Source organism: Amycolatopsis sp. NPDC041971 (assembly GCF_055588925.1).
Window position 1 is genome coordinate 125,782 of sequence record NZ_JBVJCE010000011.1, and the last position, 18,962, is coordinate 144,743.

20 protein-coding genes and 1 pseudogene are annotated in these 18,962 nt (G+C 68.3%); 13 read left to right on the plus strand and 8 right to left on the minus strand.

Annotated elements, in window-relative coordinates; translation table 11 throughout:
- Positions 1 to 39: 39 nt before the first annotated feature.
- The gene (locus tag ACZ6DT_RS22115; RefSeq protein ID WP_465598242.1) at positions 40 to 1,932 is read left to right on the plus strand and encodes a DNA/RNA helicase domain-containing protein; all 1,893 of its coding nucleotides are present in this window, start codon (positions 40 to 42) and stop codon (positions 1,930 to 1,932) included.
- Positions 1,933 to 1,938: 6 nt separating this feature from the next.
- On the opposite strand, the gene ACZ6DT_RS22120 is transcribed toward ACZ6DT_RS22115, so the two are convergent.
- The gene (locus tag ACZ6DT_RS22120) at positions 1,939 to 2,328 is read right to left on the minus strand and encodes a cupin (protein ID WP_465598244.1); all 390 of its coding nucleotides are present in this window, start codon (positions 2,326 to 2,328) and stop codon (positions 1,939 to 1,941) included.
- A gap of 78 nt (positions 2,329 to 2,406) precedes the next feature.
- On the opposite strand from ACZ6DT_RS22120, the gene ACZ6DT_RS22125 reads away from it, so the two are divergent.
- Genes ACZ6DT_RS22125 through ACZ6DT_RS22140 form a run of 4 tightly spaced genes read left to right on the plus strand, consistent with a single transcriptional unit; the run spans position 2,407 to position 5,590 of the window.
- Entirely contained in the window at positions 2,407 to 2,994 is a 588-nt protein-coding gene (locus tag ACZ6DT_RS22125) for a TetR/AcrR family transcriptional regulator (protein WP_465598247.1), read from the plus strand.
- Positions 2,991 to 3,848, plus strand: coding sequence for a hypothetical protein (locus tag ACZ6DT_RS22130; protein WP_465598250.1), 858 nt, complete (start codon positions 2,991 to 2,993; stop codon positions 3,846 to 3,848). The genes ACZ6DT_RS22125 and ACZ6DT_RS22130 overlap by 4 nt, the downstream gene beginning before the upstream one ends.
- Before the next feature lie 27 nt (positions 3,849 to 3,875).
- Complete coding sequence (locus tag ACZ6DT_RS22135) at positions 3,876 to 5,117, plus strand: plasmid pRiA4b ORF-3 family protein (protein ID WP_465598253.1); 1,242 nt, start codon at positions 3,876 to 3,878, stop codon at positions 5,115 to 5,117.
- A 2-nt stretch (positions 5,118 to 5,119) separates the two neighbouring features.
- Positions 5,120 to 5,590 (plus strand): UPF0158 family protein, encoded by a 471-nt coding sequence (locus tag ACZ6DT_RS22140; protein WP_465598257.1) that lies wholly within the window; start codon positions 5,120 to 5,122, stop codon positions 5,588 to 5,590.
- A 27-nt stretch (positions 5,591 to 5,617) separates the two neighbouring features.
- On the opposite strand, the gene msrA is transcribed toward ACZ6DT_RS22140, so the two are convergent.
- Positions 5,618 to 6,112, minus strand: a complete 495-nt coding sequence (gene msrA / locus ACZ6DT_RS22145) for a peptide-methionine (S)-S-oxide reductase MsrA (RefSeq protein ID WP_465598260.1) — start codon at positions 6,110 to 6,112, stop codon at positions 5,618 to 5,620.
- Between the two features lie 108 nt (positions 6,113 to 6,220).
- On the opposite strand from msrA, the gene ACZ6DT_RS22150 reads away from it, so the two are divergent.
- The 5 genes from ACZ6DT_RS22150 (at position 6,221) to ACZ6DT_RS22170 (ending at position 14,164) form a co-directional block, all read left to right on the plus strand.
- Entirely contained in the window at positions 6,221 to 6,547 is a 327-nt protein-coding gene (locus ACZ6DT_RS22150) for a hypothetical protein (protein WP_465598263.1), read from the plus strand.
- 87 nt (positions 6,548 to 6,634) lie between these two features.
- On the plus strand, positions 6,635 to 8,128 hold the full coding sequence (locus ACZ6DT_RS22155) for a TIGR02677 family protein (RefSeq protein WP_465598265.1): 1,494 nt from the start codon (positions 6,635 to 6,637) through the stop codon (positions 8,126 to 8,128).
- Positions 8,125 to 9,345: a TIGR02678 family protein gene (locus ACZ6DT_RS22160; RefSeq protein WP_465598268.1), complete on the plus strand. Its 1,221-nt coding sequence runs from the start codon at positions 8,125 to 8,127 to the stop codon at positions 9,343 to 9,345. Before ACZ6DT_RS22155 ends, ACZ6DT_RS22160 begins: the two co-directional genes overlap by 4 nt.
- A complete protein-coding gene (locus ACZ6DT_RS22165; protein WP_465598271.1) occupies positions 9,342 to 13,346 on the plus strand; it encodes a TIGR02680 family protein in 4,005 nt (1,334 codons plus the stop codon). The genes ACZ6DT_RS22160 and ACZ6DT_RS22165 overlap by 4 nt, the downstream gene beginning before the upstream one ends.
- Before the next feature lie 116 nt (positions 13,347 to 13,462).
- Positions 13,463 to 14,164: a hypothetical protein gene (locus tag ACZ6DT_RS22170; RefSeq protein WP_465598274.1), complete on the plus strand. Its 702-nt coding sequence runs from the start codon at positions 13,463 to 13,465 to the stop codon at positions 14,162 to 14,164.
- Between the two features lie 10 nt (positions 14,165 to 14,174).
- Here the strand turns inward: ACZ6DT_RS22170 and ACZ6DT_RS22175 are convergent, their stop codons facing one another.
- Together ACZ6DT_RS22175 and ACZ6DT_RS22180 are read right to left on the minus strand one after the other, a co-directional pair.
- Positions 14,175 to 14,336: a hypothetical protein gene (locus ACZ6DT_RS22175; RefSeq protein WP_465598277.1), complete on the minus strand. Its 162-nt coding sequence runs from the start codon at positions 14,334 to 14,336 to the stop codon at positions 14,175 to 14,177.
- A 52-nt stretch (positions 14,337 to 14,388) separates the two neighbouring features.
- Positions 14,389 to 14,877 (minus strand): DoxX family protein, encoded by a 489-nt coding sequence (locus ACZ6DT_RS22180; RefSeq protein ID WP_465598280.1) that lies wholly within the window; start codon positions 14,875 to 14,877, stop codon positions 14,389 to 14,391.
- A gap of 83 nt (positions 14,878 to 14,960) precedes the next feature.
- Here ACZ6DT_RS22180 and ACZ6DT_RS22185 point away from each other — a divergent pair, with 83 nt between their 5' ends.
- Complete coding sequence (locus ACZ6DT_RS22185) at positions 14,961 to 15,497, plus strand: TetR/AcrR family transcriptional regulator (RefSeq protein WP_465598283.1); 537 nt, start codon at positions 14,961 to 14,963, stop codon at positions 15,495 to 15,497.
- 7 nt (positions 15,498 to 15,504) lie between these two features.
- Here ACZ6DT_RS22185 and ACZ6DT_RS22190 read toward each other — a convergent pair whose 3' ends face one another.
- The 4 genes from ACZ6DT_RS22190 to ACZ6DT_RS22205 all read right to left on the minus strand — a co-directional run bounded on the left by ACZ6DT_RS22190 (position 15,505) and on the right by ACZ6DT_RS22205 (position 18,197).
- Positions 15,505 to 16,272, minus strand: coding sequence for an SDR family oxidoreductase (locus ACZ6DT_RS22190; protein WP_465598286.1), 768 nt, complete (start codon positions 16,270 to 16,272; stop codon positions 15,505 to 15,507).
- A 103-nt stretch (positions 16,273 to 16,375) separates the two neighbouring features.
- Positions 16,376 to 17,059 carry a hypothetical protein gene (locus ACZ6DT_RS22195; protein ID WP_465598289.1) on the minus strand — a complete coding sequence of 228 codons (684 nt, stop codon included), beginning with the start codon at positions 17,057 to 17,059 and terminating at the stop codon, positions 16,376 to 16,378.
- Positions 17,056 to 17,868, minus strand: coding sequence for an ATP-binding cassette domain-containing protein (locus tag ACZ6DT_RS22200; protein WP_465598292.1), 813 nt, complete (start codon positions 17,866 to 17,868; stop codon positions 17,056 to 17,058). The genes ACZ6DT_RS22195 and ACZ6DT_RS22200 overlap by 4 nt, the downstream gene beginning before the upstream one ends.
- A complete protein-coding gene (locus ACZ6DT_RS22205) occupies positions 17,865 to 18,197 on the minus strand; it encodes a PadR family transcriptional regulator (protein WP_465598295.1) in 333 nt (110 codons plus the stop codon). Before ACZ6DT_RS22205 ends, ACZ6DT_RS22200 begins: the two co-directional genes overlap by 4 nt.
- 160 nt (positions 18,198 to 18,357) lie before the next feature.
- On the opposite strand from ACZ6DT_RS22205, the gene ACZ6DT_RS22210 reads away from it, so the two are divergent.
- A complete protein-coding gene (locus ACZ6DT_RS22210) occupies positions 18,358 to 18,726 on the plus strand; it encodes a YciI family protein (protein WP_465598298.1) in 369 nt (122 codons plus the stop codon).
- Positions 18,714 to 18,896, plus strand: a pseudogene (locus ACZ6DT_RS22215) (RNA polymerase sigma factor); the annotation flags it as partial. The gene ACZ6DT_RS22210 and the pseudogene ACZ6DT_RS22215, both read left to right, overlap by 13 nt.
- Positions 18,897 to 18,962: the final 66 nt, after the last annotated feature.

Here is an 18,962-nt window from a genome sequence, read left to right on the forward strand (position 1 = left end):
GGGGAGCAGTGGAGCGACCCACGCCCAGGGGAGGGACGAGTGGCTCTTGCACGCGGCCGTGCGGCCGATCTGTTGATCGAAGCCCGTGCGGGACACCTGCACAGCCGGTTGAAGGAACAGGCCGGATTCGCCTTCGGCGGCAGGATCGGGACCAGTGAGGTGACCTCCTGGCAACGGAGCCTGCCCATCGTGTTGACGGATCTCGTGGACGCGGGTCTCGGCGACGTCGAAGTCCTCCTCGAACATCAACTACCGCACAGCAAGCAGCGCATCGACATCGTGCTTTGCGGCGTCCACCCTCGCGACGGGCAGAGTTCGTTCGTCTTCCTCGAGGTCAAGCAGTGGTCCAAGGCCGAGTCTTACCTGTCCGAGGTGATCAACATTCCCGGCCTCCCGGGGAAACACCTCCATCCTGCCGAACAGGTGCACGGATATCGCCAGTACTTCGTGGACCACACCCCAGCGCTGGTGGAGCGGCCGCAGGCCGTGCACGCGGTGGCGTACCTGCACAACGCACGGCGGACGGACGTGTCCGGTCTCCTCCAGGACAACCCTCGCCCCACCAGCCGGCTGTTCACCATGGACGACAAGGCGGCGATGGGCGAGCATCTCAACTCCGTGCTCGACGCCGCGGCCACCAGGCAGTCCAATATCGCGATCGGAGATGAACTAAGCGGTTTCGCGCACCGTCCCACCAAGCCGTTGCTCGATCTGGCCGCGGCCGAGATCAAGGACCGCGAGCAGTTCGTCCTCCTGGACGAACAGAAGGTCGCCTACGAACTCGTACTGCAGGCTGTCGAGCGCTCTCGGGCGGCGCAGACGCGTACGGTCGTCGTCGTCGAAGGCGGGCCGGGATCGGGCAAGAGCGTCATCGCGTTGAGTCTTCTCGGTGAACTGGCCCGCCGTGGTCGAGCCGTTCACCACGCGACCGGCTCGAAGTCGTTCACCTCGACCATGCGCAAGTACGCGGGTCGCGGCAACACGCGGGTCCAGGGATTGTTCAAGTACTTCAACGCCTACGTGGGCTGTGAGCCTCGCGAGCTGGACGTCCTGATCTGCGACGAAGCACATCGCATCCGGGAGAAGGGCGTCGACAGGTTCACGAAGAAGGAGAAGCGCGAACGCGCCGATCGCCAAGTCAACGAGCTCATCAACGTGGCGACCGTGCCCGTGTTCCTCCTCGACGAACACCAGGTCGTGCGGCCGGGGGAGATGGGCTCCCTCAAGGAGATCACCACGGCCGCCCGCGCTCTCGGCTGTGAAGTCGAGATCGTCCGCCTGCACGACCAGTTGCGGTGCGGTGGCTCGGTTTCCTACGACACCTGGGTCGCCAGGCTGCTGGGGCTCGGTTCCGCCGAGCCACCCATTCCCTGGAGCAAGCTCGCGGGGCCTCTCGACGAAGGCATAACCTTGACCACCGCCGCGTCACCCGAGGCCCTCGAATCATGGGTGCTGCGGCAACGGTCCCAGCACGGCGGGGTCGCCCGGCTGGCGGCCGGTTTCTGCTGGCCGTGGAGCGATCCCGTCAAGACTTCGGACGGTCTCCGTCTCGTGGACGACGTCCAACTCGGCGCGTGGAAACGGCCTTGGAACGCGAAGGGTGAGAAGTCCGTGCCCGACGTTCCCGGATCCAGTTACTGGGCGACGGATGAACGCGGATTCGGCCAGGTCGGCTGCATCTACACCGCTCAGGGCTTCGAATACGACTGGTCGGGCGTGATCTTCGGCAAGGATCTGGTCCGTCGCGACGGCATGTGGTGCGCGGTTCGCGCGAACTCCAAGGACTCCGAGGTCAAGAAGGCGGACGAGCTGCATTTCAGCGCGCTGGTCAAGAACACTTACAAGGTCCTGCTCACTCGCGGGATGAGGGGGACGGCCATCTTCTCGGAAGACCCCGAAACCCAGGGATTCCTCGAAGAGATGACCGGGTAGCCCCTTCTACCCGGCCTCGTGGAAATCGTTGAGCCGATGCGCCTCTGCTGACGACTCCGTGGCGGCCAGCCAATGCGGATACGTGACGTAGACCAGTTCCGTGTCCTCATCGGCCACGTAGACGAGCTCGGTACCCGCCCGCAGGTAGATCACCTCACCCGCCCGAGCCGTCACCGAGCCCGAGGGACCCTCGACGGTGAAGGTGCCGGAAGTGATGACGAGCGCCTCGTCGTAGGTCATCTTCCACGGGTTCTTCTCACCCTTCCCGTAGCGGGCGAAGCCGACGGACATCGCCGCGCCGCTGTCTTTCGAGAGGACGTCGGCCAAGAAGATCTGCTGGTCGAGGCGTTGGAACCAGGTCGAAGCGTGATCGCTCGTGAGGTGTTCGACGGACATCCGAGTCTCCTTAAGTGGAACTTTCTCCACTTAGTTAACTGGAGAAAGTTCCACTTGTCCACCGGTTAGGCTCATAGGGTGCTTCCCATCGCAGGAGCCGGGGCTCCAGAGCGGGCGGACGCGGCTCGCAACCGGCAGAAGATCATCCAGGCGGCGGCCAGGCTTGTCGCGGCCAAAGGGATCGACGGGCTCGCGTTGGACGAGGTCGCGGCAGAGGCGGGCGTCGGGATCGGGACCGTGTATCGGCGGTTCCCGGACAAGGGCGCGTTGGCGCAAGCGTTGCTCGACGAGAACGAGCGCGAGTTCCAGGAGGCGTTCATCAGCGGGCCGCCACCGCTCGGGCCGGGAGTGCCGGCAGCCCAGAGGCTCAAGGCGTTCATGGACGCGTACGTCGACAGGCTCGAGACCCACGGCGAACTGCTGATGGTCGCGGAGACGGCGACGCCGATGGCGCGGTTCGTGACCGGCGCGTACCGGCTGCACCACAGTCACCTGGTCGCGTTGATCAGCGAGATCGAGCCGGACGCCGACGCGCACTTCCGGGCAGATGCGATCTTGGCGCCGCTCGCCGCGGCGCAGTACGTCGACCAGCGGCGAAACGGTATGACGGCGGAGCGGATCAAAGCTGGGCTTGGCGACCTGTACCTGGCTCGAGGCACGCGATGAGCGAGTACCAGTACTACGAATTCCTCGCGATCGACCAGCCGCTGGACGAACGTCAGCAGGCCGCCGTGCGTTCCCTCTCCACCCGCGCGAGGATCTCCGCCACCAGCTTCGTCAACGAGTACCACTGGGGCGACTTCAGCGGCGACCCGAACCGGCTGATGGAGCGTTACTACGACGCGCACGTGTATGTGGCCAACTGGGGAACGCGCAGGCTCATGTTCCGCCTGCCCCGTCACCTCCTGGACCTCGACGCGGTCAGGGATTACTGCGTCGGCCACTATTTGTCAGCCTGGACGGCGGACGAGTTCCTCGTGCTCTCCCTGACGAGCGAGGACGACCCCGACGAATTCGACTACGCGGCCGAAGCGAGGCTGGCAGCTACCGTCGGAGTCCGCGCCGAACTCGCGGCGGGTGACCTCCGGCCTCTCTATCTCGCCTGGTTGGCGGGCTATGGCGGCTGGGAGCGTGACGAATGCGCCTTCGAACCCCACGACGATGCCAACCTCGAGCCGCCCGTGCCACCCGGTCTCTCGACGCTCACCGCACCGCAACGAGCACTTGCCGATTTCCTCCGCCTCGACGACGAACTGCTCGCGAGCGCGGCCCGGACAAGCCCACCACTCGCGGATGACCTCGGCCAGGTCGCGGCCTGGCTGACGAATCTGCCACTCGCCGACAAGAACGAGCTTCTGCAGCGGGTCGTTCAAGAGGACGGCATGGCCGTGCGGAGGGAACTGCTTCGCCGATTCCGCGACGAGCACACCACGACCATCACCGATCCACCACGACGAACCGTTGCCGACCTTCTCGACAACGCCGCGCGGTTGCGAGCCAACGGTCATTCGCGAACCTAGACTCCGGGAAAGCCTGAAAGGGGTGGCATGGATCTCGCGGTGAAGGCCGAACTGGTCGAGCAGGCGCGCGCGTTCACCGAATGGGTGGGCACGGGGCGCAAACTCACCCAGACCGGGCGGCTTACCTTGGCTGATGCCAGGACACTGGTCCCGTTGCTGGGCACCGGCGACGTGCTCGACCGGGCCATCGGCGACCGCGTGTACAAAACCAGGTCGAGCGAGGAGCTGCTCGACCTGGCGCTCGTCGTGGAGTGCGCCAAGGTGGCGGGGCTGGTCCGCAAGACGGGCCAACGACTGGTGCGGGTGAAGAAGAACCAGGCGCTCCTCGGGGACCCGCACAAGCTGTGGCTCGCGCTGTTCACCGGGTTCGACAAGCTGGGCGAGGCGTTCCTGCACTCGGGATTCGGCGAGTCACTACTGCGCCCGGAGTTCGCACACGGCAGCCGCGCCGCGTTGGCGGCGTTGTACAACACCGACGGTGGCGTCGACATCGGGAGGTTGCGCGCGATCGTCTGGGATGTCGTCAACGCGCCTTACATCCTGGACGATCTCACCGAACTGCAGTTTGAGATGTTGCGGCGCACGAATGACCGTGACACCAAGCAGACGCTCGATGTGCTGCAACGCTTGGGAGCGGTGACCCTCCGGGGCGAATCGGCCGAGCTGACCGAACTCGGCCGGTTCGGCATGCGGCGGATCTTGGGCGAGCCGGAGGCCGGTGATCCGGTCTACCAGGTGAAGATCACTTTGCTGGAGATCGAAGGCCTTCCGGTGTGGCGCCGGGTGCTGATTCCGGCGACCATCCCGCTCGACCGGATGCACATCGTCATCCAGGCCGCGATGGGCTGGGAGAACTACCACCTGCACTACTTCCTCGATGGGAAGACCTACTACGGCGGGGCCGAACCTGAGCTGCAGTACCACGACGAACGGAAAGTGCGGCTGGAAGACTTGGTGAAACCAGGTGACCGCCTCGAGTACAACTACGACTTCGGCGACAGCTGGGACCACGAGATTCTCGTCGAGGAAGCCACGGTCGCCACGTCCGACGGGCGTTATCCGCGGTGTATCGCGGGCCAAGGGGCTTGCCCGCCGGAGGACGTCGGCGGTACCGGCGGTTACGCGAGGTTGATCCAAATCCTCGGCGATCCCGGCCACGAGGAACACCAGGACATAGTCGGCTGGCTCGGCCTCGATGACCCTGGCCAGTTCGACGCCGCGCGCTTTGACCTCGACGAAGCCAACCAGCGTCTCGCCGCAAGGGCATAGGCATGCTCGGCCTGGAGAAGTTCGACCTCGGTGACATCGCGATGGCCCTGCAGGACCAGACCGACTACGAGCACATTCACCTGGTCGACCCACGGACAGGCGAGATCGGCCTTTGGACCCGGGATGGCGGGATAGACGGCGAGAATCCGATCGACCTCGACGACGTGGACCAGATCGCGATCGACCCCGTGCCGTCCTCTGTCTGGTACCAGGACATGGCGGACTTCGCGGCAGGCATCAGCGACGAACGAGCCGGCGAACGCCTGGCGAGGGCCCTCCGCGGCAAGGGCCCCTTCCGCCGTTTCAAGAACGAGTTACACGACGAGTACCCGCACCTTGTTCCCGCCTGGCACGCCTTCAGCGACAGCCGCGCGAACCGTCGCGCGGTGGAGTGGCTTGCCGAGCATGCCCTTGTCGACCACGACACCGCTGACCGGTTCGCTGTCGAGCATCCGGATCCCGACCTGCCCTGAGGCGGACTCGAGCAGGCCGGGACACGATCAGCGCTCGCCCAGTTGCCATTCCGGCCGCACGTAGTGGCAGGTGTAGCCGTTCGGGATGCGCTCCAGGTAGTCCTGGTGCTCCGGCTCGGCCTCCCAGAAATCGCCGGCCTGGGTCACCTCGGTGACGACCTTGCCGGGCCATTTGCCGGAGGCGTCGACGTCGGCGATGGTCTGTTCGGCGATCTGCTTCTGGGCGTCGTCGGTGTAGTAGATCGCCGACCGGTAGCTGGCGCCGATGTCGTTGCCCTGCCGGTCGCGGGTGGTCGGGTCGTGGATCTGGAAGAAGAACTCCAGGATCTGGCGGTACGAAAGCCGCGCCGGGTCGAAGACGATCTCGATGCCTTCGGCGTGTGAGCCGTGGTTGCGGTAGGTCGCGTTCGGCACGTCGCCGCCGGTGTAGCCGACCCTGGTGGAGACGACCCCGGGGTGCCTGCGGAACAGGTCCTGCATGCCCCAGAAGCAGCCGCCCGCGAGAACAGCCTTTTCCGTCACGATTGATCTCCTCTGGTCGTTGACCTCCAGTACAACGTGCCGGACCGCGCCTGTCATCCCCGTCCGAGTGTGACGGAACGCTTACGTCCGCCGTGCGTCTCACGCTAGGTGAAGACCCTGCTGGCAGTCCTCGCCCTCCTCCTGGCCGGTTGCGCGACGACACCTGATACCCCGAAACCGGAGGACGCCTTCCGGTTCGGCGGGATCTCGATGCCCGCGAGCGGGAAGGTGCTGGAGACGAAGTACGACCGCGGCATCGACTCCAGGTATCAAGTCGTCCTCACCCTTCCGGCGGAGGACGTGCCCAAGTTGCTCGAGGCGTCCCAGTTCCCGCCCGGCGTCACGGCGGACGAGCGGATGGTCGATGGCCGCCGTGTGGTCCGGAAGGTCACCGTCCAAGGGACCACCGTGCACCTGGAGCTGTTCACGACCTGAGCACTCTGCGTGAAAAAGACGGTCCGTTCGGACTCGTCTGGGTGACCCCCTAACGTGTAGCTCCACGCACCATCCGCCGGAGGACGCATGGATCCGATCCGTGTTCCGCCCGAGCTGTTCCGTTTCACCGACGGCAGCAGGTCCGGGCTTCCCCTGGCGATCCTGCACGCCTTCGGTGAGGCGAACGAGCGGCTCGTGACGGCGCTCGGCATCGACGACGTCCGTACGCGGCTGCGAGAGGTCGGCTGGCTGGAGACGCTCGACGACGAAGACCTGGTCAAGGCGCTGGACCAGCTGCGGAGCCAAGGCCACCTCGACGTCGTCCAGAACCACGCGGGCGACTACCGGACGGCGTCCGAGTACGAGCGCCGCAATCTCCAGTACTCGCTCACTCGGCAGGGCGAAGCGGCGTACGCGGGTGTGGTCCGCGCGAACGAGGTGCTCGACGCGACCGGCGCCCTTCAGACCGCGACGCTCGAAGCGCTGGGTGAGCGGCTCGGCGCGCTCGTCCGGCAGGTGGAGGACGGCACCGACAGGCGCGTGTTCAGCACGCTCGCCGAAGTCGAGAGTCACCTCGAGGCGTTCCGCGACAACACGAAGCGCTTCAACGGCGACCTCCAGCGCTTGCTGCACGCCGAAGCCGACCTCGCGACGTTCCACGAGGTCAAGGCAGCCACGGTCGCGTATCTGCAGGAGTTCCTGAACGACCTCGAGCATCACACCCACACCATCGCCACCCGCATCAAGGAGATCGACGACCACGGCGTCGAGCGGGTGCACCGGCGCGCGCTCAACGGCGCCGCACTGCCGAACCCGGATCAGCGCTGGCTGGAGCTCCGCAAAGCCCGCTGGGACGGGCTTCGCGCGTGGTTCCTGCCCGAAGACGGGACGACGCCGCGGGTCGAGGACCTCCACAAGGTCGCGCGGCGGGCGATCATCACCCTGCTCCAGGTCCTGGACCGGATCACCGAATCGCGGCGGCGCGCGAGCAGCGCGGTCGCCGATTTCCGTGAGCTGGCGCGGTGGTTCACCGTCGTCCCGGCCCAGGAGGACCTGCATCGCCTGTGGTCCACGATGTTCGGGCTCAGTTCCGCGCGGCACGCGCACCTCGCCCACGCGGATCCGGAAGTGGTCAGTACGACGGCGTCGTGGCTCGACGCGCCGCCGGTCGAGGTGTCGGAGTTGCTCCGGTCGGCGGGCCGCACCGAGCGGTTCACCCGGACCGGGCGGGTTCGCGACGTCACCGAGATCCGGGCGGCACGAGTCCTGAAGGCGATCGCGGAACGCGCCGAACTCGAGGCGGCGTGGAGCATGCTCGACACCGGCGGGGTCGTGCGGCTTTCGGCGTTCGAGAAGCTCGACCACACCGTTTTCGAGCGGCTGCTGGACCTGCTGGGCCAGGCGCTGGGCGGCAGCCCCGGCACGGACGGCACCCGGCGGAGCACGACGTCCGACGGCCGGATCGAGATCGTCCTGAGGCCGTCGCGCAACGGCGCCGTCGCGCGCCTGACCACCACGCGCGGCGTCTTCCGCGGCCCCGATTACGAGATCGAGATCAGTACGGCCGGAGGCGGTGCGTGAGTCTCACGAACCAACTGGTCATCGCGGAACGCGAAGAGGTCGCGCGCGGGATCCGGGCACTGCTGGCCACTCCGCTGATCGGCGAACGCGGCTCCCCCGAGACCTTCGACCTCATCCGGCGCCGCCGCGAACCCATCCGGCAGTGGTTCGACTACTACTGCGGCTGGACGCTCACCGTCGAACCCCGGCTCGGCTACGCCCGGCTGGTCAAGATCCGCGCGGCCGCCGATCCCACCCGCCCGGCGCGACGGGTGCGTTCCGGGCGCGCGGCGTTCGACCGCCGTCGCTACGTCCTGCTGTGCGTGGCGGCGGCCGAGCTGCTCACGGTGCCGGTGACCACGATCGGCCTGCTCGCCGGCCGGGTCGCGAAAGCGAGTGCCGCCGACGACCTCGTCACCACCTTCGACGTCGCCACCAGGGCGGAACGTCTCGCGTTCGTGGACGTCCTCGAACTGCTGGAATCCTTCGGCGTCCTCGAAACCGCCGACGGCGACCCGGAGTCCTTTGTGGACGATGTCGCCGCGAAGGTGCTGTTCCGGGTCGACGCGACCCTGTTGCTGCGGATGCTCGCCGCGCCGGTCGGGCCGTCGCGGCTGGCCGTGCCCGCCGACGACGTCGCGCTGCGGTTCGAGGAGCTGCTGGAGGCGGTGTCGTACGAGCAGCGCTACGGTCTCTCGTCGGGCCGCCACGAGGACACGCCGAGCGCGTCGGACGTCCAGCGGAACCTGTGGCTGCGGCATACGGTCTTCCGCCGTCTCATGGACGACCCGGTGCTGTACTTCGCCGAACTGACCGCGGAGGAGCGCGCGTACCTCGGGTCGCCGACCGGCCGCCAGTTGTTGCGGCGTGCCGCGGAGCAGGGTGGTTTCGTCCTCGAAGAACGCGCGGAGGGGGTGCTGCTCGTCGACGTCGACGGGCTGGCCACCGACGAGCGGTTCCCGGACGACGGCAGCAACGCCAAGGTCGCCGCGCTCCTGCTGCTCGACGTACTCGACGAGCCGCGGACGACCGACTACCTGCGCAACGCCACCGCGAAGCTGCTGAAACGCTTTCCGCGCTGGGCCAAGACCTACCGGGGCAAGGACGGCGTGCGACGGCTGACCGTCGACGCGCTCGCGGTGCTGACCGGCTTCGGCCTGATCCGCACCGAAGGCGAACTCGTCCGGCCACTTCCGGCCGCCGCGAGGTACACCGACCGAAACGAGGAGGCGCCGTGACCGTGACGAGGTGGATCCCGTCCCGTGCGGGCATCCTCAACATCTGGCGCTACTACGACGAGATCTTCGAGTTCCACGACGGGCGGCTGCTGCTGCGCGGCCCCAACGGGAGCGGGAAGTCGAAGGCGCTGGAGCTGCTGCTGCCCTTCCTGTTCGACGCGAGCCTGCGCGCCAACCGGCTGTCGACCTTCGGCACCAGTGAACGCAGCATGCACTGGAACCTGATGGGTGAAGGCGCTTCCGGCGCCACGCGCGTCGGGTACGTGTGGCTCGAATTCGGCATGGCCGGGGACAAGTGGTTCACCTGCGGCGCACGGCTTCAGGCGAGTACGCACACCAGTACGGTGCACGCCGACTTCTTCACCACCGGCCTGCGGGTGGGCGACGGCGTGGGGCTGGTCAACGAGGCGGGCCAGCCGCTGACCAAGAACGCGCTGGCGGAGGCCCTCGGCGAGGACGGGACGGTGCACGCCGGCGCGGCCGAATACCGCGCGGAGATCCGCGCGAAACTGTTCCCCACCTTGAGCGAACAACGATACGACGCGCTGATCACCGCGCTGCTCCAGTTGCGGATGCCCAAGCTTTCGCAGCGGCTCGACCCGAGCTTGCTGTCCAATCTGCTCTCCCGCGCGCTTCCGCCGTTGGGGCAGCAGGAGATCGCGGAGCTCGCCGAGGGTTTCGAACGGCTCGACGCGCAGCGCGAACGGCTGGGCTCGCTGGAGACCGAGGTCGACGCGACCCGCGCGCTCGCCGCGAGGCAGAAGACCTACGCGCGGCGTGTGCTGCGCGCGGGCGCCGCGAACCTCATCGCCGCGACCACCGCACTCGACGAACTCGCCGCGGCCGCCCGTCGTTCGACGGAGGAGTACGACGAGGTCGCCGCGAGCAAGGAAGCCGCCGAGGAGCGTGCGGCGAAGCTCGAAAAGGACGTCGAAGAGACCGAAGCCCGCCTCGCCGGGCTGACCGAATCCGACTCGTACCGAAAAGGCCAGGAACTCGACAAGCTGCGGCAGCGAAGCCTGTCCACGCGGGAAAAGGCGGAAACGCTGCGTGCGGACGCGGATCGGCTCCGTGCCGAGGCGGACGCCGACGAGGAGCGGTCGCGGGCGGCGAAACAGGTCGCGAAACGGCAGGCCGATCTCGTCCGTTCGATGGAGACCGAGGTCCGCGCCGCCGCGATCCGCGCGAATCTGGCCGGGGTACACGACGAACTCGTCGCCGGACTGGGCGCATCGGAACCGGCCCGGCTCCGTCCGTTGCTGCAGGCCGCCGTCCGCGGCAAACGCGATCAGGTCGAGAGCGTCGGCAGGGCACTGGACACCCGCGATCGCGCCGTCGGCCGCCGTCACCAAGCGGAGGCGGATCTCGACCGGGCGCGGTCGGATTTCTCGGCCGCGAGGGAAAGACTGGATCTCACGACGGCGACGCGAGAGCTCGCGCTGAGCGATCTGCGCACCCGGCTCGCCGAATGGGCGATCGGCTGCCGTGAGCTGCGGTTCCCCGACGTGGAAGCGCTCGTCCGGGACGCCGAGGCGGAAGTCTCGTTGCTGGGCAGGATCAGCGTGGTCGCCGAGACGGTGCTGGAGGACATCGTCCGGCGGGAAGCGGCGACCGGTGCCGCGCTGGCCGCGGCACGCGCCGAGCACGACGAACTCCTCGTCGAGGCCGGTGTGCTCGAAACAGAGGACGTCCTCGCGCCCGAGGCGCCGCGCACCCGCACGGCGGACCGGACGGAGATGAGCGGCGCTCCGCTGTGGCGGCTGGTCGATTTCGCCGGCTCGGTCCCGGAAAGCACGCACGCGGGGATCGAGGCCGCGCTCGAAGGCGCCGGGCTGCTGGACGCCTGGGTGAATTCCCACGGTGTCGTCGAAGGACACGACGTCCTCGCGGAGACCGGGACGCTGCCGGTGGTGGCCTCCGGTCGTTCGCTCGCCGACGTCCTCGTGCCGGAACCCGACGCGGAACTCTCCCCGGCGAAGATTCGCCGGATCCTCGAAGTGATCGCCTTCGACGACGAGCTTCCCGCCGGTCCCGCCGCGGTCGGCGCGGACGGCGCCTGGCGGATGGGCGGCCTGTCGGGCAGCTGGACGAAGGACGCCCCGGCCTACATCGGTGCCGCCGCCCGCCTTCGCGCCAGGGAGCGCCGGATCGCCGGGCTTCGGGACGAGATTTCCCGCTGTGAGAAGACGATCGCCGAATCGGAAGGCGAATTGGCCGCGTTGCGTGGCAGGCGCGAGCTGATCAAGATCGAACGGGCCGCCCGCCCCGGCCACGAGGATCTCCTTGCCGCGACAGGGGAATCGACCGCGGCCGAGGCGGAGCTGACCGCCGCCGACGCGGCCGTCCGGCACGGGGAGGCGACCGTCTCCGCGTTGGAGATCGAGGCCAGGACCGCCCTGCACGAGCTGACCGCCCAGGCTTCGGAAAACGGGCTGCCGACCGAACGCGCGCCGCTGGCCGCGCTCGCCACGGCCTTGCGCACCTACTCCGACCAAGGCGAGAACTGGCTGTACGAGCACGGAAACCTGATCACCGCGAAGCAGCGGGCCGAGCTGTGCGCCGAACAGGCGGACCGGTCGGAGGCGAACGCGGCCCGGCGCGAGGACGAGGCTTCCGAAGCCGCGGCCGAACGCACCAAGCTCACCGCGATGCTCGACGCGATCGAGGGCAGTGTCGGCACCGGCCAGCGTGAGGTGCTCGCCGAAATCGACGGCCTGCGCACGAAACTGCGCGAGCTCGCCGTGGAACTCCGCACCGCGAACTCCGAAGCCAAGGAACTCGCGGTCCGGCTCGGCGCGCTCGGCGTCCGGCGCACGACCGACGCCGCCGCCCGCGAGGACGCCGCCAAGAAGCAGGAGGCCGCCGCGCACCGGTTCCGGAAACTTGCCACCGGTGTCTTCCCCGCGGACGGCGGGATCGAGGACCTGCCGAAGTTCCAGGCCACCCTGTCCGCCTCCGACAGCGTGCGGTCGGCGCTCGACACGGCCCGGCTGGTCGCCGCGGCGTGGCCGTCCGTGCCGCACGCGCCGAGCAATCTCGGCGAGGCGCTGCACCGGCTCTCCGAGGCCGTGCACACCTGCCGGAACACGCTCAGCTCGCGGGCGGAACTCGATCTGGAGACCGACGAGGACGTCCAGATCTTCACCGCCGTCGTCGACGGGCTGCGCGTCGGCGCGGCCGAACTGCTGAAGATCCTTTACGCCGAAGCGGAACAGAGCAGGCACGAGATCACCGACCGCGAAAGCGACCTGTTCGACAAGACACTGACCGGCGACACCCGCCGTCATCTCGCGGCCCGTATCCGGCAGGCCAACGACCTCGTCGACGGCATGAACGCGCGCCTGGAACGCGTGCGGACCGCGTCCAGGGTCGCCGTCCGGCTGGTCTGGCAGGTCTCCCCCGATCTGCCGCCGGGCACCAAGACCGCCCGGGATCTGCTGCTGAAGGATCCGGACCGGCTGACCGCCGAGGACCGCGTGTCACTGCACAAGTTCTTCCGCGAGCGCGTCGAACAGGCGAAGGCGGACGACACGGCGACCAGCTGGGAGCAGCAGCTGGCGCAGGTCTTCGACTACACGTCCTGGCACCGGTTCGTGGTCAAGGTGGACCGCGCGAACGGGGCGGGCTGGCAGCTGCTGACCAAGAAGCTGCACGGCGCGCTTTCCGGTGGGGAGAAGGCGATCGCGCTGCATCTGCCGTTGTTCGCCGCCGTCGCCGCGCATTACCAGGCCGCGCCCGAAGCGCCGAGGGTGATCCTCCTCGACGAGGTGTTCGTCGGTGTCGACACCACCAACCGGGGGCAGGTGTTCGGCCTGCTGTCCGCGCTCGACCTCGACCTGATGCTGACCTCGGACCACGAATGGTGCACCTACGCCGAACTCGGCGGCGTGGGCATCCACCAGCTCATCACCGGCGGTGACGGCGATGACGCGGTGACCACGGCCCGGTTCACCTGGAACGGCCACGACCTCCTGCCGGCCGGAGCGGCCCAAGGCACATAGCCCGGCGGCGTCGCCGCGGCGAGGAAACCATCGGACCGGCTCAACCCGTGGTCCGATATCGGAGTCCAGCCCACGGTCCGATCCGGAAACCGCCGCTTCCCAGCAGGCTGAGCGGTATGAACCCCACCTTCCCCGGCCGCCGCGTGGCCGCGGTCTCGATGGTCCTCGGCCCGGTCCTGCTGCTCACCGGAACGCTGTTGCGGTCACCCTTCGACTTCTTCTTCCCGGACCAGCTCAGGGCGATGAGCGAGCATCCCGCGCTGATCACGGCCGCGTACACGTGTTTCTTGGCGGGCAACGTGCTGCTGTTCCCCGCGATCATCGCGCTCGCCACGGAGATCGGCCGCACCAGGCCGGCACTGGCCGCCTGGGCCGGCTTGTCCGTCCTCATCGGACTCTTCGAACGGACCTTCCACGCCGGGATCGACCAGGCCGCGCTGAGACTGGCCGAACGACGCGGTGCCGGCTTCGCCGAGAGCGTGGTCAGCGAGTCGTACCAGGACCTGCATCTGTTCAGTTTCCTGTCGTTCACGATCATGTTCGGCTGGTACGTCCTCGCCTTCGCCGCGTACCGCGCGAAGGTGCTCGGCGTCATCGCCTCGATAGGCCTGGCGACGATGGGATTTCTGCCTTTGGGCGTGTTGAAGGGAACCGAATTCGTTTCGATCATCGGAACCGCGGGACTTTGTGTCGCGTTGGTTCCGGCCGGTATCCGCGCCTTACTGGAAAGTCCCCGACCGAGCCGCAGGACGATGGTGCTCACGGCGGTGGCGATTCCGGCGTTGGGCGCGCTCGCTTTCGCGAGCACCCTGGGCTGAGGATTTCTCCTCAGGCCAGCCGCACAGGCGTTTTCTCTTTTCTGACACCGGATTCGTGATCGCGTCCCGCCGGGAGACAGCTCATCAGCAGTACGACACCGACCGCACCGAGAAGCAGGTGCCCGGCGAGGACGCACAGCCCGCAGAATCCGATCCACAATGAGATCTTCATTCCCGGATGGTAGGGCCCATTTCCGGCGGCGGCACCCGGATTTGGGAAAGGCTTAAGGTCTCCTTTGGGCAAAGGGGCTGTTCGGCGTACGCGCGTAATACACCACCAGTGACACCGTCGCGGCCAGGAAGACCACCTGCGTCAGGCCGCGCGGCACCAGTTCGTCCATCACCGACGTCACCGGCCCGTGCAGCGCCTTGTACACGTTCGCCGGGAACATCCCCAGCAGCAGGAGAGTCAGCCCGGCGGCGGCCCACGGCGCCGTCCGCGACCACAGCACCCCCGCGGCACCCGCGAGTTCGAGTACGCCGGTCACGGTGACCAGCAGCCCGGGCGCGGGCAACGCGGGCGGGACCATCGCGACGAGTTCCTCGCGCATGCCGATGAAATGCACGAGGCCGGTGGTGACGAACAGGGCCGCGACGCCACCGCGTACGGCCACCGGCCAGGGCTTCAGCCGCCGGACGCCGACGGCGCCCAGCAGGGACAACGTCGCCGTGACGGCGATCAGCATCAGAACGGGTACGAGACCGGGATCCATGAGCAGGCCCTTCGAGCAGCGAAACTTTCCACTGACAAGATGCGCGATTGCGAGCCATCTTGTCAATGACTAGATTCACGGGCATGAGTCCCTACCACCACGGCGACCTCCGCCGGGCCGTCCTCGACGCCGCCGTCGCGGCCATCACCGAACACGGCCCTGCCGGGATCAGCCTCCGCGACCTCGCCCGGCGCGCGGGGGTCTCCCACGCCGGGCCGGTCCACCATTTCGGCGACAAGGCCGGGGTGCTCACCGCATTGGCCGCCGAGGGATTCGACCTGCTCGCCGACGCGCTCGCGGCCGAGGGCGAGCGGGATTTCGTCGAGGTCGGGGTGGCTTACGTGCGCTTCGCGATCGAGCATCGCGCGCATTTCGAGGTGATGTTCCGCCCCGAACTCCACCGCGAGGACGACGCGACCCTGACCGCCGCGCGTGACCGCGCGGGGCTTCTGCTGACCAGCGGCGCGTCGTCGGTCAGCGACGACGAGATGGCGGGGGTCGCCGCGTGGTCGCTGATGCACGGTTTCGCGAACCTGTGGCTCACCGGCGCGCTCCGCGCCGAACACCTGGAGGACCCGGACACCGCCGCCCGCGCGATCGCCCGGCTCCTGTTCCCCTGAACCCGGTTCAGACCTGCGCGGTGGGCATCACGGTGACCTGCTGGAGGTTCACCCGTGCCGGGAGCGAGGTCAGGAACGCCACGGTTTCGGCGATGTCGTCCGGCTTCAGCCAGGTCAGCGTCTCGCGCACGCCGTCCAGCCACTCCAGCGCGCCTGTGTCGGTGACATGTCCTTGAAGCTCGGTCTCGACCAAGCCCGGTTCGATCGCCGCGACCCGCACGCTCTTCGGACCGAGGTCGGCACGGAGGTTCTTCGACAAGTGCGTCACGTACGCCTTCGAAGCGGCGTACACGGCGAAGGACGGGAAGACGGCCTGCGCGCCGATGGACGAGGTGTTCACCAGGTCCGCGACACCCTTTTCGGCCGCCGAAGCGACCAGATGCGGGACGAACGCGCCGATCACGTTCATCAGGCCCGTCATGTTGACGTCGATCATGCGCCGCCAATCCCCGGTCGCGAGTTCGTCGATCGGCGCGGCCAGCATCACGCCCGCGTTGTTGAACAGCAGGTCCGCGCGGCCCAGTTTCGCCTCGACCTCGGCCGCGGCCGCCCGCATCGCCTCGGCGTCGGCGACGTCGGCCGCGAGCACGAGCGCGGTACCGCCGCCGCGCTCGATCTCCTTGGCCAGCGTTTCCAGCCGGTCCGTCCGCCGGGCGATCAACCCGACCGCCGCCCCGGAGGCGGCGAGCCGCCGGGCGGTCGCCTCGCCGATTCCGCTGGACGCGCCGGTGACCACGGCGACCCTGTTCGCGTGCCGTGCCGGGGAGTTCGTCATCTCTGTGTCTCCTGAGTGGACTCGTTCTCGCGTTGTGAGTCCAGGAAACCGGGCGCCGCCCGGAGATGGCACGGTCTGTTCAGCCTGGGTCCGGCAGTACCAGTCAGACGAATTCGAGGTGCGAGCGGTGCCGCAGCCGGATTCCCGACGCGACGGCGACCGCCGCGAGCAGCACCGCCATCGAGATCAGCCCGTGCGCGGTCCCCCTGGTCAGATAGCCGATGTCCGTGTGGTCGATGGCGTAGGTGCCGATCTCCCGGCTGGACCAGAACGGCAGCAACCGCGCGATCAGGCTCGACGGGTCGGCCATCATCTGCAGGCCGACGACCGCCAGCAGGACCAGCGTCCCTTCGAGTTCACGCGGCAGCACCGCGCTGAGCGCCAGCCCGAACGGCGCCGACACGGCGACTGTCAGCACCATGATCAACGCGACCGAGCCGTACCGGACGTCGTGCTGGTCGACGAGGATCAGCACGAAATACGGCGCGGACAAAAGGAAACCGACCGTCCACAGTGCACTCAAGCGGCCGAGGTAAAGGTGGTGGGGGCGGTAACCCGAAAGCCTCAGCCGGGGCTCCATGGCGCGGCTCGCGCTGCCGGCGAACAGCGCGGCGGTGCTCAGCGCCCAGCCGAGGCCGAGGCAGACGAACCGGATGGACTGGCCGAGATGATCACCGCGCCTGCTCAAGTAGAACACCAAGGGCAGCAGCGCCAGGATCAGCAGCACCGACCGGCGCCGCAGCAGTTCGCGCAGCGCCATCTCCGCGACCGTCAGGATCTTCTTCACGCGACCGCCTTCCTGGCCGGGGAGAGTTCGAGCACGGTGTCGACCCGGTCCAACCGGTTCAGCAGATGGGTGACCACCACGATCGCCTTGCCCGCCTCCCGCCATTGCCAGACCTGATGCCAGAAGTCGAGGTAGGCGCCCTTGTCGAACCCCTGGTAGGGCTCGTCGAGCAGGAGCACGTCCGGTTCGCCGAGCCCGGCGAGCACGAGGTTCAGCTTCTGCCGGGTCCCGCCGGAAAGATGCCGGGCCTGACCGCCCCGCCCGGGCGTCCAGTCCAGCGCCGCGGCACGGGCCGCCCCGATCCGGGCCGACTCCTCGCGGGCCATCCCGCGGCCGGCGCCGATCAGGACGAAATGCTCCCCCGCGTCGAGGAAGTCCGCCGTGCCACCGTCCTGCGGGCAGTAGCCGAGCGAACCACGCACGCGGACCTCGCCCTTGTCCGCGCCGGTGAGCCCGGCGCAGATGCTCAGGAAGGTGCTCTTGCCACAGCCGTTCGCCCCGATCACCGCGGCGATCTCCCCGGACCGCACCACGAGGCCGACGTCGTCCAGCACCGTCCGGCGGCCGTATTTCTTCGTGATGCCGCGAGCCTCCAGCAGCACCTCGCCGGGACGGCGCCTCGGCCGTCCCACGCTTTCGGCCACGGCCGAGGCATACGCGGCGGGCGGCCCGAAGACCCGCATCGGGTCTCCGCCGCTTTCCCGCAGGTGCACCGCCGCCTCCGCGACCACCTGCCGCGCCGCGTCCCCGCCGACGCCGCGACGACGCAGTTCGTGCGTCAGCGCGGAAAGCCATCCGTCGTGGTTCATCTTCCCTCCCGCAAGATCGAGGCCACCCCGGCGGAGAACTCCTGCCAGTCGGCGGTGGCGTGCCGCAGTGTTTCCCGGCCTTCGGCGGTGATCCGGTAGTACTTGCGCGCGGGCCCGGCCGTGCCGTCCCGCCAGTTCGCGGTGACCAGGCCGAACCGTTGCAGCCGCAGCAGTACCGGATAGAGCGTGCCGCCCTGGATGGGCCCCAGCCCGGCCGCGTCGAGCGCTTGGGCCAGCTCGTAGCCGTAGGACTCCCGTTCGGCGACCAGCGCCAGCACGCAGGGCGCCAGCACTCCCCGCAACCACTGGCCTCGCCGGTCCTGATCCACGTCGAGCAATGTAGCAGTACTACCTAGATAGCACTACAAGCTAGTTTGACCTGCGCCGATGTGCGCGGAAAGAAAAAACGCGGAAAAATCGCCGCCACTGTCGAATCGGCGGGACGCCCTTCGTATAGGGAGTGACCACCGCACGATTGAGGAGGACGCCATGACCCAGTACCTGATAAGCCTGTACCACCCCGACGGCCCCATCCCGCCGCCGGAGGTGCTCGAACCGGTGATGCGCAAGATCCGGGCGCTCAACGACGAGATGAAGACCGCGGGGGTCTGGGTGTTCGCCGCCGGACTGCACCCCTCGACCACGGCGACCGTGCTCCGGGCCAAGGAGAACGGCGAAATCGCGATGACGGACGGCCCGTACATCGAGGGGAAGGAGCACCTCGGCGGTTTCACCATCGTCGAAGTACCCGATCTGGACGCCGCGCTCGACTGGGGCCGCCGGGTCGCCGAGATCACCTGCCTGCCGGTCGAGGTCAGGCCGTTCCAGGGCGTGGAAGACCCTTCGTGCGTCCCCTGACCACCGACGACATCGGCCGGGTCTTCGCCGAGGAGTACGGCCGCGCGGTGTCCGTGCTGGTCCGCGTCTTCGGCAACATCGACATCGCCGAAGACGCGGTCCAGGAGGCCTTCGCCTCGGCGGGGGGGGGGGGGGGGGGGGGGGGGGTGCCACCAAAGCCCAGCCGTTGGGAGCCGCCCAAGATCCACAAAAAAAAAAACGCACCCCGCCTTTCCTGAGGTGTGAGGCGCCAAAAA